14 protein-coding genes are annotated in these 17,583 nt (G+C 36.2%); 4 read left to right on the top strand and 10 right to left on the bottom strand.

The window, feature by feature from the left end; genetic code table 11:
- Positions 1-29 precede the first annotated feature (29 nt).
- Positions 30-1,967, top strand: a complete 1,938-nt coding sequence (locus ACN0U3_RS01300; RefSeq protein ID WP_417264839.1) for a tetratricopeptide repeat protein — start codon at positions 30-32, stop codon at positions 1,965-1,967.
- 7 nt (positions 1,968-1,974) lie between these two features.
- On the opposite strand, the gene ACN0U3_RS01295 is transcribed toward ACN0U3_RS01300, so the two are convergent.
- The 9 genes from ACN0U3_RS01295 to ACN0U3_RS01255 form a co-directional block, all read right to left on the bottom strand.
- Positions 1,975-2,835, bottom strand: coding sequence for a fructosamine kinase family protein (locus tag ACN0U3_RS01295; protein WP_417264838.1), 861 nt, complete (start codon positions 2,833-2,835; stop codon positions 1,975-1,977).
- 4 nt (positions 2,836-2,839) lie between these two features.
- Positions 2,840-3,463, bottom strand: coding sequence for an aminoacyl-tRNA hydrolase (gene pth, locus ACN0U3_RS01290; RefSeq protein WP_299202672.1), 624 nt, complete (start codon positions 3,461-3,463; stop codon positions 2,840-2,842).
- Between the two features lie 67 nt (positions 3,464-3,530).
- On the bottom strand, positions 3,531-5,066 hold the full coding sequence (gene lnt, locus ACN0U3_RS01285) for an apolipoprotein N-acyltransferase (RefSeq protein ID WP_417264837.1): 1,536 nt from the start codon (positions 5,064-5,066) through the stop codon (positions 3,531-3,533).
- A gap of 145 nt (positions 5,067-5,211) precedes the next feature.
- Positions 5,212-6,486, bottom strand: coding sequence for a hypothetical protein (locus ACN0U3_RS01280; RefSeq protein WP_417264836.1), 1,275 nt, complete (start codon positions 6,484-6,486; stop codon positions 5,212-5,214).
- Positions 6,487-6,641: 155 nt separating this feature from the next.
- Positions 6,642-7,811: a sigma-54-dependent transcriptional regulator gene (locus ACN0U3_RS01275; protein WP_417264835.1), complete on the bottom strand. Its 1,170-nt coding sequence runs from the start codon at positions 7,809-7,811 to the stop codon at positions 6,642-6,644.
- Positions 7,812-8,069: 258 nt separating this feature from the next.
- On the bottom strand, positions 8,070-9,008 hold the full coding sequence (locus tag ACN0U3_RS01270) for an Omp28-related outer membrane protein (RefSeq protein ID WP_417264834.1): 939 nt from the start codon (positions 9,006-9,008) through the stop codon (positions 8,070-8,072).
- A gap of 11 nt (positions 9,009-9,019) precedes the next feature.
- Positions 9,020-10,675, bottom strand: a complete 1,656-nt coding sequence (locus ACN0U3_RS01265) for a DUF6029 family protein (protein WP_417264833.1) — start codon at positions 10,673-10,675, stop codon at positions 9,020-9,022.
- Positions 10,676-10,710: 35 nt separating this feature from the next.
- The gene (locus ACN0U3_RS01260; RefSeq protein ID WP_299202689.1) at positions 10,711-11,232 is read right to left on the bottom strand and encodes a TlpA family protein disulfide reductase; all 522 of its coding nucleotides are present in this window, start codon (positions 11,230-11,232) and stop codon (positions 10,711-10,713) included.
- 178 nt (positions 11,233-11,410) lie between these two features.
- On the bottom strand, positions 11,411-13,018 hold the full coding sequence (locus ACN0U3_RS01255) for a choice-of-anchor J domain-containing protein (protein ID WP_417264832.1): 1,608 nt from the start codon (positions 13,016-13,018) through the stop codon (positions 11,411-11,413).
- Positions 13,019-13,198: 180 nt separating this feature from the next.
- Here ACN0U3_RS01255 and ACN0U3_RS01250 point away from each other — a divergent pair, with 180 nt between their 5' ends.
- The gene (locus ACN0U3_RS01250) at positions 13,199-13,900 is read left to right on the top strand and encodes a T9SS type A sorting domain-containing protein (protein WP_417264831.1); all 702 of its coding nucleotides are present in this window, start codon (positions 13,199-13,201) and stop codon (positions 13,898-13,900) included.
- A gap of 56 nt (positions 13,901-13,956) precedes the next feature.
- Here ACN0U3_RS01250 and ACN0U3_RS01245 read toward each other — a convergent pair whose 3' ends face one another.
- Positions 13,957-14,655, bottom strand: a complete 699-nt coding sequence (locus tag ACN0U3_RS01245; protein ID WP_417264830.1) for an SIR2 family NAD-dependent protein deacylase — start codon at positions 14,653-14,655, stop codon at positions 13,957-13,959.
- A gap of 81 nt (positions 14,656-14,736) precedes the next feature.
- Here ACN0U3_RS01245 and ACN0U3_RS01240 point away from each other — a divergent pair, with 81 nt between their 5' ends.
- Positions 14,737-17,004 carry an NADP-dependent malic enzyme gene (locus ACN0U3_RS01240; protein WP_417264829.1) on the top strand — a complete coding sequence of 756 codons (2,268 nt, stop codon included), beginning with the start codon at positions 14,737-14,739 and terminating at the stop codon, positions 17,002-17,004.
- A 2-nt stretch (positions 17,005-17,006) separates the two neighbouring features.
- Complete coding sequence (gene ruvA, locus ACN0U3_RS01235; protein WP_299202701.1) at positions 17,007-17,582, top strand: Holliday junction branch migration protein RuvA; 576 nt, start codon at positions 17,007-17,009, stop codon at positions 17,580-17,582.
- Position 17,583 lies beyond the last annotated feature (1 nt).

Below are 17,583 nucleotides of genomic sequence, written 5' to 3'. Positions count from 1 at the left end.
TCACTACTTGATTACATGAAACTAAATATATGAAACATTACAAATGCAGGTTGTTTCTTCTTTTCGTATTTTTTCAATGCTCTCATTTAGCCATTGCTAAAGTTCCCCTATTTGGTTTTAATAATTCGGAAGAAGAAGTACTTAATATAGATCATTTTGAACAAGCTTTAACCCGTTTAGTTTATCTTGATTCTATTCAAGAAATAGATAGTTTAATTCAATATATCCCTAAAGCAAAAGCTCTTTGTGGAAGAATTAATAAGTTTAAAACTAAAGACTTTGAACTATTAAATGCGGTTGGAGATGTATATGATTACATTGCCTATTGGCATTATAAAAACAATCAATTAACAGATGCTTTGGTCGATTTTACGCATGCGCATGAGATTTATCTTCATACAGGAAACAAAAGAAGCGAAGCAACAGCATTAAATAACAAAGCGGTAATTTATTCTACTTTAGGAAACAAAATTGAGTCTTTAAAGAACTTTCACAAGACCATAAATATATTTTTAGACTTGGGCGATTCAACAGGAATAGTTACAGGTTATAGCAATATTGCGAAAATTTATAGGCAGCAAAAAGACTTTCAAAGTGCGCAAAATTATCTAGAAAAAGCTGGGGATATTGTTCGAAATATGAATAAGCCTTTATTGTTGAGTCGTATCATTAATGGATTAGGTGGAATAAAGAGAGAAATGGGGGAGCTGGAACTAGCATTGTCTTTATACCGTGAAGCCCTTGCATTAACAAAGTCTGCTGGGAACCAAGTATTGACTGCGCAGATACTCAATAATATTGGTGTAGTATACCTTGAAAAAGAAGATTACAAAGAAGCATTAAAGTATTTTGAGGAGTCTTATGAAATAGCCAATTCAATCAACTCTGAACCTGGAAAAGGCCATACCTTAAACAACCTGGCGAAATACTACACTAAAAACAACAATACTGAAAAGGCATTAGACTATGCAAAGGAGGCTTTAAAAATTGGAAAGACGATAAAAAATGATGAGATCATACGAAAATCTACAGCGTTGATTTTTGAAATTTACCAAAGTCAAGAAAATTGGAAAGAAGCGTTTATTTATCAAGAACTTTTGATGAAACAAAATCAAGCAATTGAAAAGAATGCGATTGATCAAGTAGCGCAACAAGAATTAATTCGATTAAAACTCGAAAATGATCGTTTTTTGGCAGAAACAGAACTGGCTAAACAAACTATAGCTATTGAAAAAAAGAACCAAAGACAATCTATACTCTACATTCTTCTTGGAGTGTTATTCGTGCTATTGCTGGTGGCGCTTTTTATTATTTATTTGCGCTTGCGTTCTTCTAGAGAAAGAAATAAATACATCACCAGACAAAGTGAAGAACGAAAACTATTGCTCAAAGAAGTTCACCACAGGGTGAAGAACAACTTCCAAATTGTTTCCAGTATGCTTAGACTTCAGTCTTATAATTTTGACAATGAAGAACTGAGGTTGAACTTTGATGAAGCTGTGAATAGAATTAATGCCATGGCCATTGTACATGATGCTATTTACCGACAAGAAAAATTTAAAGACATCGATTCTAAAACTTATCTTGAAAAACTTATTGAACAACTAAAGAATACTGGAGATCATCGGGTGTTGTTTGAAGTGGATTCAGAAGAAATTCCATTTAAAATTGAAACCTTGATAAATCTTGGGATTGCACTCAATGAAATGATTACCAATTCCTTTAAGCACGCCTTTAATCAAGATAATATTCAACCTAAAATCTTTATTTCGTTTCATGCTATTGGGGAAAAAGAGTATGAAATCAACTATAAAGACAATGGAATAGGAATCAGTAAAGAAACTTACACTTCTAATTTTGGTATGGATTTAATAGAAACCATTTTTGAAAACTACGAAGGAGAAATGAAGTTGGTTGAAGATCAGGAATGGAATACTTCTATCAAGATTACCTTTAAGGAGTTTTAAGGAGTTTTTAATGCTTTTTAAGCGTCTTTCTCACCACATCTAGATAACTTGCTCCAAATAAATTAAGGTGGACCAAATTGGGGTACAATTGAAAAAGTTTGACTCTTTCTTCCCAGTCTTTAACCAATGGATATACTTCCTGATAAGTCATGTAGAAATCTGTGCTAAATCCACCAAACAATAGGGTCATTGCAAGGTCCATTTCACGGTGACCAAAATAAATTGCTGGGTCGTATAAAACAGGTTGATTTTTCTGTCCAATAAAATAGTTTCCTGCCCAAAGATCTCCATGGAGTAAAGCAGCGGGTTCTGTTGGTATCATTTCATTTAAGCGCAAACACAGTCTTTCCAGTTGTTTGAGGTCTTGTGCTACCAACAATCTTTTATTAAAAGCTTGTTCTGCTTGGAACAGCAAACGATTTTCAGCAAAAAAGTCATTCCAACTCTCTTTGAATGTATTGACTTGTTTTAAGCTCCCAATATAATTGTCTTCTTTCCAACCAAAGGATGAATTGCTCAAACGGTGTTGTTGCGCTAACCCTTTCCCTAAATGTTGTTGTGCTTTATTGTTGCTCAGACCTTCTTCAATATATTCCATGACCAAAAACTGTTGCTCGTTTTTTGTGAAATGACACAACATTTTTGGATAATACAAGGGACTATTTTGATGCAAAAACTGCATTGCACGATACTCTTTTTCAAGCATCAATGGAAATTGAATAGCATTATTTTGCTTGACGACCCATTGCTGTTCTTCTGCCTCAATGAGATAAACGGTATTGATGTCCCCACCGTGGAGATGCCGAATAAAACGAGGGCGATTTTTGAAATTACACTCTTCTTTTAGGTGAATAAGTGCATCCTCCATAAGTTTATTTATTGTTCCAGTTCGACATGGTTTGATTCAACCCAATGGTCGTAAATCCTTTGATGAATTCAGTGGCTGTTTTGATGCGTTCTTCTAAAGTTTTTCTTTCTTCATCATTCCATTCACCTAGCACATAATCAACTTGCTTCCCTTTGCTGAACTCAGCACCAACGCCAAACCTCAATCGTGCATAGTTGGTGGTGTTTAAAACCGCTTGAATGTCTTTTAATCCGTTGTGACCGCCATCACTTCCTTTGCCTTTCATTCGTAATTTCCCGAAGGGAAGCGCTAAATCATCTGTTATGACCAAAAGGTTTTCGGGGTTTATTTTTTCTTTTTGAAGGTAATAATTTACTGCTTTTCCGCTTAAATTCATAAATGTAGAGGGCTTCAAAAGAATAACTTGACGTCCTTTCCATTTTGCTTTGGCAACATCGCCCAATTTAATGGTCTCAAAAGCTGCGTTGCTTTCTTCAGCGAATGCTTCCACCACTTTAAACCCAATGTTGTGGCGTGTGTTTTCATATTTTGCACCAGGATTTCCCAATCCTACAATCAAATACTTCATTTCTGTTGGAATATTTTGTTCAGGCTTGTGCTTTTTACCGAATAATGATTTAAAAAACATCTATTTCCTACTTTTTTTGCAAAGTACTATTTTTCTTAGAAATGTACCGCATTCCTTAGCTTCAATCCTACTTTTTGTTGTTCTGTGATGCCGTTTTTCCTTTGTTAAGTAGAAGTCCTGAAAACATAAAATAGATAAAAAACAAACCACTCAACCAATAACTATAACCCATGATCTTGCTGTAGAATGAAGTTTTACTCTTGAGGGGTAAAAAACCTTCTAAAAGCGTAAAAGATCGACCGGTATTGGAAACGGTTTTTGAACTTCCGTTGGGATTGATTATGGCGGAGTAGCCATAGTTAGAAACACGGTAAACTGGAATGCCAACTTGAATGGCGTTGGCTTTATTTAATTTTAAATATTGATCAGACAACATCTGACTTTTGTTCCAGTCTTCATTTGTATGAATGACCAAAAAATCTTTGTCCTTTGCTGCAGCAGCAACAAGCATTGGGAAAACGCTCTCATAACACAACAATGTATTCAATTGTTTACCACGATAAACGAATTGGTCTTCCCGATTCAAAACAGAAACTTTTCTGTCATCTCCAATACTAGTGATGTGGTTGTTGATCCATTGTGCTATCGCATTGTCTGGAATGTATTCAAAAAAGGGAATAAAGCGCTTTTTTGACTTCACTTTTGTGCGTTCTCCCATGAGGATGGAAATATTATTGTTGTCATAATGGATGTTGTACTCTTCGATAAAACGCGATTGAACAGAAGGAGTTTTGTTGACACTAAAAATATATGCACCAGCTAAATAGCTTTGTTCTTTTGACTTGTTTAATTCTTGAATATGTTGAATGATTTTATTGTCATTGAGTCCTTCTACCCAACCGAAGGCGTTAAAAAAAACCTCCGGCAACAACACCAGTGAATTTGGTGCAGCAACTTCAGCAACGCTGTCTATCAACGCTATGGGTTGGTCTCGGTAGACTTCATTTTTTGATTCAATTTGACTATGAACAATGGAAATTTTTGCATTTTTATCGGGTTCTGGGTTTTTAGATTGGTAGAATTGAATAACACTATATAAACTTAATCCAAGAAACAAAACAATGGAAACAGCGGAGAAAACCTTTAGTTTTTTGTTTGTATACCATTTAAATAGAGCGAAGTTAACCAAAATCAATAGTGCTGAACCTCCTTCTACTCCTAGGAAAGAATAATATTGTATGAAGGCTATGTGATTTCCCCAGGCATAACCCATTTGATAAAATGGTACCAATAGCGTTACGTTTTGCATGATGAGCTCATAGAAGATAAAAAGGCATATTATTGCGTAATTGGAGATGTTTTTATTCAGAACTAAACTAAAAACAGCGGTAAATAATACAATTTCCGTGAAGATTAAAACGAGTAAGGCAACCATTGAAATATCAAATAACCACACCAAATCAATGGCGACAATTGGAGCTCTAAATAAGACTGCAAGTAGCATTAATTTAAGCCCTTTCTTTTTCCAGTTAAGTGGAGCATTACGGATAGATTCAAAAGCAATAAAAAGTGGAACTAAGCAAACCAATTGTAAAAATGACAAGACATCAAAATGCCAAGAAACTGCATAGCTTACTCCAGCTATTAATGGAAATAAATGCATTTTAAGGAACGCATAGTTATTTGAATGCCTTGTAAAATTCATCAATATAAAATTCGGTTCTTTAAAGCAATTCGCAAGCGAACGCCTTTGTAGTATGTGTAAACAAACATAAGTATTTATTTCTAAATTCCTTAAGGAAACCTGCTTAGCCTTTTCGGGTGTTTTCTAAGTCTTTGTCTTTACTGAATTTCCATATTACAGCATCCAGATAATAATGATGTAAAATCAAAACGATAAAAAACACTGAAACAAAAACTTTCGTAGCATTCATTGATTCGGGTAAGATGTGATTCACTCCAGTTCTTCCAAATTCGAAGACCAAAGAAAAACCAACACCAAGAAGAAAAAGAAGAACAATCTTTTGACTTAATTTTTTAGCCAAGCCATGGTCTTTTTTTCCTTGGCTAAATTGCTTCTTGCTAAAACTGGGCACAAAAGCCAAGTACTGTATGTTGTGGGGAAGTGTGATGGCCGCAACAATGATGAATTTATCGCCTTCAATGGGGAAAAGAATAACACCGAAATAAAGGATTAAGGTCGTAATTAATACACCCCATTTTTTCCAGTTCATGGATTTTTCACTGATTTGAAATCGAATGGCTTGAATGATGGATACCACAAAAATCAAACTTACGATGACCAAAAGTGTCGTTAATACGAGTTCGGCATTCCACTTTAATATAGAAAAGATTAAAAGACCGGTAAACAAGCAAAATAAAGCCATGTTTTTAGCGGGAATTTGGTACTGAAAACGTTTGAAAAGAAGCGCTATACTTCCTAAAATAAAGGCAAAAACAAAGTTCAAATAAGCAATTTGATGCCACCATTCTATAACTGCTGCTTTTCTTTCTGGAATGGGGTCAAAAATATAGACTTCAGATCCTGTAAACCATATCGGATCAATACTATTGAGGAGAATTAATGGAATAAAGCTTCCGCTTAACACCGATAGTTTATCCCAATTAATTTTCGTTTTACGTTCATTCGCCTGTTTTTTGTATAGCGCCATAAAGCCCCAGTTTTGCTGAACCAAGTGGTAGAAACCAAGAATTAAAACAAACTTTCTAAAAAAGACAAAGAAATAATACCCTTTGGATGAAAAGGCCTCATGACTGATCCACCAAAAAGCCATTAAAGGAATGATTGTGATAAATAACAATGCTGGAATCATCCAGTTCTTATTCTCTTGGTAATAGCTTTTGTCTAAAAACACCCGGTAATAAGTCGAGAAGTAATGGTTGATGTCAAAGAGGACAGAATAAGCAATAAAAAAAATGATGTACGCTAAAGTTGTTGAAGAGTTGGGAATTTCCAAAAAATGAAGAAGAAATAAATAGAGGCCCAATATGACGAACCCGAAAACAGGAGCTAAAATAATATAGATCCAGTCTTTTTTTTGAGCACCTAAAATAGTATTCATAAAGCCTTAGTGTTTACTCAAAAATAACAATCCTTCTTTAAGAATACGAAATACCTTTAACATATTCGCTTTAAAGTGAAAATAGAAATAAAGCAAATTAACTTTTCAATCTGCAAGGAAGGAAGCGGTAGAAAAACAATTGTAAAACGGCTCGCTTACCCTCGTGGATTCGAAAAGGTATTCACATCAAATCCTGTAATTTCATGGTCACATAAAATCACCATTCTTTCGATAATGTTTCTTAATTCACGAATATTACCTGTCCAATTGGTGTTTTTAAGGGCCTCCAGCGCGTCATTTGTAAACTTTTTTCTTGGAATTCCGTGTTCAGCACAAGTCATGGTTAAAAAATGTTCAGCCAACAATGGAATATCATCTTGTCTATCATTAAGCGTTGGAACATGGATTAAAATAACACTTAAACGGTGATATAAATCTTCTCTGAAGTTACCTTCTTCGATTTCCTTACGGAGATTTTTATTGGTTGCTGCGATAATGCGAGGATTAACTTTTATGTTTTTCTCTCCACCCACCCTTTGAATTACATTTTCTTGCAGTGCACGCAATACCTTGGCTTGTGCGGATGCGCTCATGTCACCAATTTCGTCCAAGAATAAGGTTCCGTTTTTGGCCAATTCGAACTTTCCTTTCTTTTGCTTAACGGCAGAAGTAAAAGCACCTTTTTCATGTCCAAACAACTCACTTTCGATTAATTCTGCTGGAATAGCGGCACAGTTTACTTCAATAAAAGCTTCGTCCTTTCGTGGACTATTGTCGTGCAGAGATCGAGCAACAAGTTCTTTTCCTGTTCCATTTTCTCCAGTAACAAGTACACGTGCTTCACTAGGACCCACTTTTTCAATCATTTCTTTGATTTGAATAATTGCATCCGTTTCTCCGATGATTGAAGAGCCTTTAAAACGTTGAACCGTTTTTCTCAACGCTTTCTTTTCTTCTACCAAGTTGTTTTTCTCACTCGCATTACGAATGGTCACCAATATACGGTTCAAATCCAGTGGTTTTTCAATAAAATCGAAAGCTCCAAGTTTGATTGCCTCAACAGCTGTTTCAATGTTTCCATGTCCAGAAATCATGATCACCGGACTGTCTACTTTTTCTTTTTGAAGGGCGGCCAATACCTCCATACCATCCATCTTGGGCATTTTTATATCACAAAAAATAACGTCGTAATATTGTGACGTTGCTTTTTCAAGCCCTTCCTTTCCGTCTTCTGCTTCGTCAACTTCGTAGTTTTCGAATTCAAAAATTTCTTTAAGTGCTCTGCGAATGCTTTTTTCGTCGTCAATGACTAAAATCTTGCCCATGGATGATGTTTTTGAGTTAATTAGGTCAAAAATAGAAAAAAATAAGCAGAGATGCACTGAGTTATCACAAAGGTTCGCAAAGAAGAAAGTAAGGACAAAAGAAAAAGAAAGAGTTTTGTATGCAGCTATGCACTGTTAAATTTTAAATCTCCCGACTAAAGTCTGTGTAACTTTCAATAGGCTTCTTTTTCCTTTTTTACGTACCTCTGCACTTACGTGACACTCTGCCTCAATTTTAATGGCCTACCATCACTTCTACTAATCTTGAATTTTCTGCTTTATAACCTGTAAGATTTCGTAGGTATCTGTATCGTAAACATAAATCAATAAATGCATATTGGATACATCTAACCCATTAGGAATTTTATACGAATAATCTAACATTACTTTATCACCCGATGCAGCATCAGGAGTAAATGCATTCACACCAAAAGGGTTGTTGTCAATGCTCCCAAGGTGTTTATCTCTGTGTACATAAAATTCATTGTCGCTATTGTCTGGCATTTTTTGCCAATCCACCAATGAATCTTGAATCACATAAACCACTGAATTCATATTAATTGCTTCGCTGGTTTTCTTTTCTAACTCAACATGAAGATAACCCCCATTTGTACTTGGATAATAATTAAAAACAGACTGTATATTCACTTTTAGATTATTCTCGTTGAGAATATCAGTTGCTCTACTTTGCCAAGTTCCTGTGAAGGCGAACATATTTCCGTTCACTGTTTTTCTATTAATCGTTCCTTGTGGATTACCAAAAAAGTTAAAACCATTGGCAAACTCTAATCCATAAGCAACGGCATCTGGATTGGTATGGTCTGTAGAGTATTTATTGTCATCTGGATACGATTCTTGAAATACCATTTGTGCTCCTGGATCAATATGAATTGAAGCGACAAAAATTCGTGAGGGATTGTTTTCATGAATACCATGTGCAACATCAGCCGCAGTTGGACAGTTAATGCAAGTATGTCCTGTATAATCTTCAATTAAAACGTTAACATCAGTATTGGTGTTTTGTGTAAAAACTGGATATTCATTGGCTAAATAATCCTCCCATGTTCCATCTGGATATAAGCTTGTATCAAGATCTATACTTGCTACATTTTGATATGGATGCTCTACTTTATCACAACTGGTGAAAAGTAAAACGGTTCCGCTTAAAAAGAATAAAATTTGATATAAATTTTTCATCGCTTTATGTATTAGAAACTATGCGTAAATGTTAAAGATAAACCATTTGATGCAGGAACGAATCTACATATTCCTCCAACACAAAACAATCCTTCTTTTTGTCTTCCATATCCTACTTGAACACGTGTAGCACCCCAAATTTTCCCTACAAACAACATCGGGTAATTAATGCGGTCTTCTTTCACTGGGTTTCCATAATTGGATTGGAATATTGCACTAAAGAACCAGTCGGGTGAAATGGTGTACTCGATCAATCCTGTTGCCCAAGCTCCTCTATCTTTGTTGTCCACTGTCCATAATCCTTGAACTTCTGCTCTAACAGTGTGCTTTCTGTTGATTTTATATTCAACATCTAACACTCCAATATGAGATTCAATAATTCCTTTTTCGTCGGTGAGTTTCAATACGTCGTTGTTCATCGAAATATTGTAGTAACTCGCTTCAATGGTCCATTGTTTATGTACTTTTCTTTTCACACTCACATTAATGTCTCTCCAGTACAACAAATCACTTTTGTCGAATAGGCTTGATTCATAAGTAACGCGAGAAGAGTCCAAAAGGTTGATTCCTGAAGTCTTTTTTAAGGGTTCATAAGCGGTAGAGAAGTTCAAAGAAATATCTGTTCCGTACTTTCCTCCTAATTTAGTTCCTCTTTTGATGTTGTAAATAATGTCTGCTTGGAAAGCTACTTCACCATTGGGTTGAGAAGCGTATGGATAAAGCGTTGCGACTAAATTATACGTATGTGTTTTGGTCAATGGAGGAATGAATCCCATGGTGAGGTCTTGAAGAACAGCATCTCTATCACTTCTAAAACTCATATTGTCAATTGATTTTGCCGAAAGAACAATTCCCAAACCTTTTTGAGAGTACCCGGCATTCACAATCATTCCTTTACCGTAATTATAAATGTATCCGTTGTCTTGTGAAGGATCTTGTTCTTTAATAATGTATTCACCATTAATGAAGAACTTTTTGTACGCTAAAGCCAGTCGTCCTCCATATGCTCCAGTGTTTTCTGGTAAAACAAATTCAGAGTTGTTGTCTTCTTGGAACCTAGAAACCAATGAACCTCCCCCTGTAATTCTAACATTATGGTCAGAGAGTTTTGGAAACCACTCATTAAAGTTAACTTCTAAATCTGCTCCCCTAACGATTCCTGCGCCATATTGATTTTTACCCTCTACAAAAGCAAAACGTTGGCGTCCATATACCGTTTTAAGGGTTACTCCTTTGTAAGGGCGTAAGTTTAAGCTGATTCCATTCATCATGTTATCTAAACCTAAAGCACGATCTTCGTATGAACGAAAAATAAGTCCTGAACCGAATTGCTCATAGAAGTTACCTACGGTAATATCTACTAAATCATTTTCGTATCCAACATATCGGTACCCTAATCCAGCCCCATCAAATCGGTCCGGGTAACCTAATGTTCTAGGAAGATAACCTTCTAATCTTACTCCTGCTTTAAATCCAGCGAGTCGGTAGTTAACATTGATATAAGAATTCAGCAAAGCCTTCTCATCTGGTTGAATGGCATTGATTTTATCATCAGACAAAAGGTATTGGAAGTTTGTCTCCATGTTCCCTGAAATAGACCCTTGCGCCAACGCATTCACTCCTGCAAATAACAGAAGTGCACCAGTGAGTATTTTTGAAGTTTTCATAAGCTATTTTAACAGACTAAATATTCAGATTAACTTTATTCTTCAGTTAATTTTAAAATCTCATCATACAATTCGTATTCATCTCCAGGTGCATAGTTGTTGTGTGAATATACGATGTTACCGTTTCCATCCACTAAGAAAGTATGCGGTACATTGTTAACGCCCATTGCTCTTTTTAAATCTCCATTCGGGTCAAGTAAAATTTGATATTCCCATGATCTAGAATCTACATAAGGAACAACGCGACTTGCGGTACGCTGGTCATCTACAGAAACTGCGATTAAACGAACGCCAGTTTCATCTTGCCAATCAATATATAAATCGTGGATTGCATTTAATTCTTTTTTGCAGGGTGTACACCATGTAGCCCAAAAAGAAATAATCATTGGTTTGCCATCATTTTCTAACTGTCCTGTTTGAATGGTTTTTCCTTCAATATCTTTTAATTGCATGTCGGGGATTACTTTGTCTAAAATCCCTTTGTCATTTTCTTGAGCGGTAGTTGTTAAGGTTAAAAAGACAAAAGCCGAAGCTAAAAGAAGTGATAATTTTTTCATGATTTTATAGTTTTATAATTCACCATTATTAAAGCACAATTCATACCATATAATGTGTTGACGTCAAATATATAGATAAATGTCAAAAAGCCTTTGGGAATCGTGCACTTACTATTGGATTCCAAAAAGAAAGAGAGACGAATAATCGCCTCTCTTTACTGTGCATTAATTATCTGAGTTATTTAACAACAGAGATACGTTTTGTTTGCTCTCCGTTTGCAGTTTTAACTTTTACAATGTACATTCCAGCATCAAGTGCAGAAACATCCATTTGTGTAGTTTGCAATCCAGAAACAGTTCCTAAATTATTTACTGCTACAGTTTGACCAACAGTGTTGATGATAGAAACAGTAACTTCATTTTGAGTGTTTAACTCAAACTCAACATTTACAACTGTGCTCGCTGGGTTTGGATATGCGTTGAAGTTAATTTCTTCGTTAGAAAGTTCAATTACATCCATAGTAGCCGTTGGACATTGATCCAAAGCGGTTTGGTATGCGCTAAACATTCCAGCACCATATCCAACATCGTATTTTACGATATCACTGTTCGCCGGGTCAGTTACATTAGGGCAAATCATTACGAAGAATGGAATACCACCACCTGAGTTAAATCCGTGGTTAGATGCATAGTGAACATATTGTGTGTTATTTGCAGTAACATAAGGGAATTTAGGGTAGTTGTAAAATCCACCATTCCAGTTTAAGTTGTTAAGAACTGAAGCATTATCAGTTTGTTCAACTGTTATTGCAAGTGCTTCTACGTTTCCAGTTCCAGAACCATTGTTCTCAACTAATTCAGACAACGCTGGTGTTGAAGACTCACATGGTCCACACCATGATGCCATAAAGTCTAAGATAATTGCTTGACCATTAGATAAACGTGAGTGTAAATCAAATGAGTTTCCGTAAGAATCATTTGCTACATACTGTGGTACCGGAGGTAAGAATTCAATTGTACCTGAGATATCATCATTTGATGAATCATCATCAGTTGAAGTAATCGAAACACTAATTGCTTTTGTTCCAGCAGTTACACCTGCTACTTGGAATGTTTCAGTGTGAGAGTCACCATTTTGAAGGTTTAATCCTGTAACGTTTACAGTTGTTGCAGTACTTCCGTCGAATGACCATTCATAGTCAAATGCAGTAACAGCATCTGTTCCATTGTTATTAAAAGAAACTGTAAATGTTCTATCTCCTGTAATGCTTCGGTCTACAGTTACACCAGTAACCGCCATGTCGTTTGCAACTGGAGTAGCAACCTTTACATCATCAATATTCAACCTGAATTGATCTGTAACATTATGGTGACGAAACGCAACATAAATTGTTTGACCTGCAGATGTAGAAATGTCAATAGTTCTTGACACATATTCATCATTTGTATTTCCGATCACTTCGGTGAAATCTGCTCCATTGGTAGTGAAGTCCGCTACAGTGTTGCTTGTTCCAACATACACAGAGTAGTTTTCATCAGCCCAATCTTGATCTTGTCCAAATGCTTTCCAAGTAAATAAAATAGTTCCTGTTGCAGATGTCAAATCAATAGCATTAGAAATCATCCAGTTGTCTGGAGTAAGTGCTGCTTGATTCCAAGAAGCAGAGGTAGCCACTTGACCTTGTGGTCCTTGACTGTCAAAAAGCCCCCAGTTGTTACCGTCACCGTCGCTATCAACAAGTGTCCAGTTGTCTGTAATAGCTGTTGAAAAGTCGTCATTAAAGTAAGTTTGTGCACTTACTCCAGATGCGAACAATAAAGCAGCTCCGAGTAAAATTTTGTTCATAATTGTATAGTTTTAATTTAAAATTTGATTTGGGTAAAAATAAACAATTCTCTTAAATTTTCTTAAATGTATTTAACATCACTATTGGAATGCTAATATGTTCACCTTATATTCCTTGTTCAATTATTTTTGATGCTTTCACAGCTTTTGCCTATATTTGGTAGAAATAAAATAAAACAAATGAAAATACTATACACAATTATTGCTTTATTCACCTGTGCGAGTTTGAGTTTTGGTCAGGCTATAGAAATTGTAGCACAAGAAGACAATATCGATTATGCAGGCGACACTGTTTACGTTTCAGGGTACGATAATATCATGACGAAAACATTATATTTTAAAAATGTTGGTACAACCAATACTTTTTTCTGGAGTAGAAAAGTGGTGAGCTCTACAAATCAGGGGTTTACTTTTCAGTTGTGTGATGATTTTATTTGTTATCCAATTCCTAATGATTCTTGGATTGGTCCTGAAAAAACAATTGAAAATGGAGATTCTGTTTTGTTTAAGCCTCAAATCACTACTGGTGGAGGAGCAGGAACAGCTACAGTGAGGTATTTTGTTTTGGATGCAAATCAAGATAAAATTGACTCACTAACAGTAATGTTCTCTTCAACGGCTTCCACACAAAAAGAAAAGAGTTTATCATTTAGTGTTTATCCTAATCCAACGCAAGATCTTGTTTCTTTTGAAGGAGAAGCGCTTAAGAATGGTGGTACTGTAGTCTTTATGGATGCTTTAGGAAAGGAGGTTAAACGTGCTTCTATTTCTAGTTCAAACCATCAAGTCAATGTAAGCGCTCTAAAAAGAGGTGTTTACTTTGTAAATATCATCGATCAAAGTGGTTCAAAAAGTACCGTTCAAAGATTAATTAAACAATAAGGAATTTGCTGCGTTAATTGCGCACAGTAATATTGAAAACCCTGGTCTAAAAAAGATCAGGGTTTTTTGCTGAGTAATTTTTCAACTAAATAAGGTACACCTATAGAAGCATTTTCTTGAATCACATTAAAATATAGAGGAACATTCACTTCGCTTGGGTCGATAAGGTAGTACTGTGCTTGACTTGGAGCGTAAGAAATAATTCCCGCAGCTGGGTATACATTTAACGAAGTACCTACAACAATTACAATGTCTGCTTCCTCGATTTGAGCAATGGCCTTGTCCAACATAGGAACAGCCTCGCCAAACCAAACCACATGTGGGCGCAGTTGATAACCTTCCGGACATACATCGCCCATTTTTACTTCCCAATTTTCTTGTGGGAAATATTGTTTTTCCGCATTTGGACCAGAACTTTTGACCTTACTGATTTCACCATGAAGATGGGTCACATTGGAGCTTCCTGCTCTTTCGTGTAAATCATCAATGTTTTGGGTAATCACTTCAACCCGATATTGCTTCTCTAATTCGGCAATTGCATAATGCGCAGCATTAGGACTTGTTTCATAACACTGTTTGCGTCGCATATTGTAAAATTCCGTCACCATTGCTGGGTCTCTTTCCCATGCTTCGGGGGTGGCGACTTCTTCTATGTTGTATTTTTCCCATAAGCCTCCACTATTGCGAAAGGTACCTAGCCCTGATTCAGCGCTTATTCCAGCACCTGAAAAAACAATTATTTTCTGTTTTGCCATACTTTGAACTCTTTAATTCTTTTGATGTGTTGGTTTTTGTTAAATTTACAGCCTTGCAAAGATTTACAAAAACATATTCATATGGCTAAGATAAGAAAACAAGATGCACTTGACTATCACTCACAAGGTAAACCAGGGAAAATAGAAGTTGTTCCTACAAAACCTTACAGTTCGCAACGTGATTTATCATTGGCATATTCTCCAGGGGTCGCAGAACCTTGTTTGAAAATTTCAAAAAATCCAGACGATGTCTATAAATATACCGCAAAATCAAATTTAGTTGCTGTAATATCAAATGGTACAGCGGTTTTAGGGCTGGGCGATATTGGTCCTGCTGCTTCTAAACCAGTAATGGAAGGAAAAGGATTGTTGTTTAAAATATTCGCCGATATCGATGTTTTTGATATTGAAGTTGATGCCAATGATCCAGAATTATTTATCCAAACGGTAAAAGCAATAGCTCCAACTTTTGGGGGAATTAACTTGGAAGACATAAAAGCTCCAGAAGCTTTTGAAATAGAAGAGCGATTAAAAGCAGAGTTAGATATTCCAGTAATGCACGACGATCAGCATGGAACAGCAATTATTTCTGCTGCTGGTTTGTTGAATGCTTTGGAATTAGCAGATAAGAAAATTGAAGAGGTAAAGATTGTGATCTCTGGTGCAGGTGCTTCTGCCATGAGCTGCGCTAAACTTTATAATTCTCTAGGTGCGAAAATGGAAAATATTTTCATGTTCGACAGTAAAGGATTGCTGAGTAAAGACAGAGAGAATCTAGAAGGAAATAAAGCGTTTTTTGCAGAACACCATGAGAAAACGGCTGATCTAGCGACAGAGCTCAAAGGGGCAGATGTACTTGTTGGTTTATCAAGAGGTGGTGTCGTTTCTAAAGCAATGGTGAAATCTATGGCAGACAACCCTATTGTATTTGCTTTGGCCAATCCAGACCCAGAGATTGCCTACAAAGATGCAATGTCTGTACGTAAAGATTTGATCATGGCAACAGGACGATCTGATCATCCTAACCAAGTGAATAACGTTTTGGGATTCCCATTTATTTTTAGAGGTGCCCTTGATGTTCGTGCAAAATGCATCAACGAAGAAATGAAGTTGGCAGCGGTTTATGCCATTGCTAATTTAGCGAAAGAAACTGTTCCAGAAGAAGTAAGCGAAGCTTATGGAGAAAGAGGGATTACTTTCGGACGTGATCAATTTATTCCTAAACCACTTGATTCAAGATTGATCTATCATGTTGCCCCAGCAGTAGCTAAAGCAGCGATGGATTCCGGTGTGGCGAGAAACCCAATTGAAGATTGGGATGCTTATGAAGCCAATTTGAAAAATCGTTTAGGGATTGACAATAAATTGGTGAGAACCATTACTGAAAAAGCAGAACGTAATCCTAAACGTGTAGTTTTTGCTGAAGCAGATAATTATAAAATTCTTAAAGCGGCACAAACAGCATTTGAAGAAGGTGTTGCTATTCCAATCTTGTTGGGAAGAAAAGACAAAGTACTCAACATGATCGAAGAGTACAATATGGATTTTCCAGATGTTGAAATCGTAGATCCAAAAGACGAAGGAGAAAAAGAACGATTAGAGCGTTATGCAAAAGAGTTTTTTGAATTGAGAAAACGTAAAGGGTTTACAGAGTATGAAGCATCAAAAATAATGAGGGAACGAAATTATTTTGGAGCAATGATGGTTCAGTCTGGCGATGCGGATGCAATGATTTCTGGAGCAACTAGAAAATATAGTGACGTGTTGCGACCTGCTCTTCAGGTTGTAGGAACACAAAAAGATGTTGACAGGGTTGCGGGAATGTATATTTTGGTAACAAAACGCGGTCCGATTTTCTTAGCCGATACAACGGTTAATTTTGATCCAACTGCTGAAGAAATTGCCGACCTTACACATCATGTTGCCAAAACGATTCGTAAGTTCAAAGTGAATCCAAAAATTGCTTTGCTTTCTTATTCTAACTTTGGTTCTGCCGAAGGTAAAGATGCTAAAAAAATGGCCAAAGCTGTAGAAATTATTCACGATAAGTACCCGACATTGACGGTAGATGGTGAGGTTCAAGCCAATTTTGCGCTTAACAATGACCTGATGATGGATAAGTTTTCATTCTCTGAATTGGCCAACAAAAAGGTGAACACATTTATTTTCCCTAATTTGTCTGCTGGAAATATTGCTTATAAGCTATTGCAGGAAATGACAGACGCTGAAGCAATTGGACCTGTGCTGGTTGGATTAAATAAGTCTATTCATGTATTGCAACTCGGTGCTTCCGTAAGAGAAGTGGTAAATATGGTGAAGGTTGCTGTAGTGGATGCTCAAAATAAATAATTATGATTACTTACCTCAATGGTCGACTTGTTGAAAAAACGCCCACTTCTCTCATCGTTGAGTGTGGTGGGATTGGATATGATGTGCGTATTTCTTTGAATACCTATTCCGCTATTGGGAATGAGGAGTCAATTAAGATTTTTACGCAATTTGTAGTACGCGAAGACGCTCAAATTCTATATGGATTTAAAGATACGGAGGAACGAGAAATGTTTAATTTATTGGTCTCTGTTTCCGGAATTGGTCCAAATACAGGAATTTTGATGCTTTCTGGATTAAGTCCTGCTGAAATTGCACAAGCAATTACCTCGGAAGACGTTGATACCATAAAGAGCGTCAAGGGAATAGGGGTAAAAACAGCACAGCGAGTGATCGTCGATTTGAAGGACAAAATGTTAAAATTCGAAGTTTCAGGAGAGAATATTACCTCTCCAAACAATACTCTTCGATTTGATGCGTTAACTGCATTGGTCTCACTTGGTTTTGATAAAAAATCAGCTGAAAAGGCCATAAATAAAGTACATAAAGAACAAGGTACCGTTGAACTTTTAATCAAAGATGCATTAAAGGTTTTATAAC

The sequence above is a fragment of the Brumimicrobium sp. genome, from assembly GCF_048268645.1.
Lineage (GTDB): Bacteria > Bacteroidota > Bacteroidia > Flavobacteriales_D > Crocinitomicaceae > Brumimicrobium > Brumimicrobium ulvae.
Note: the sequence above shows the minus strand (reverse complement) of the source record. Positions and strands in the feature narration are given on the sequence as shown.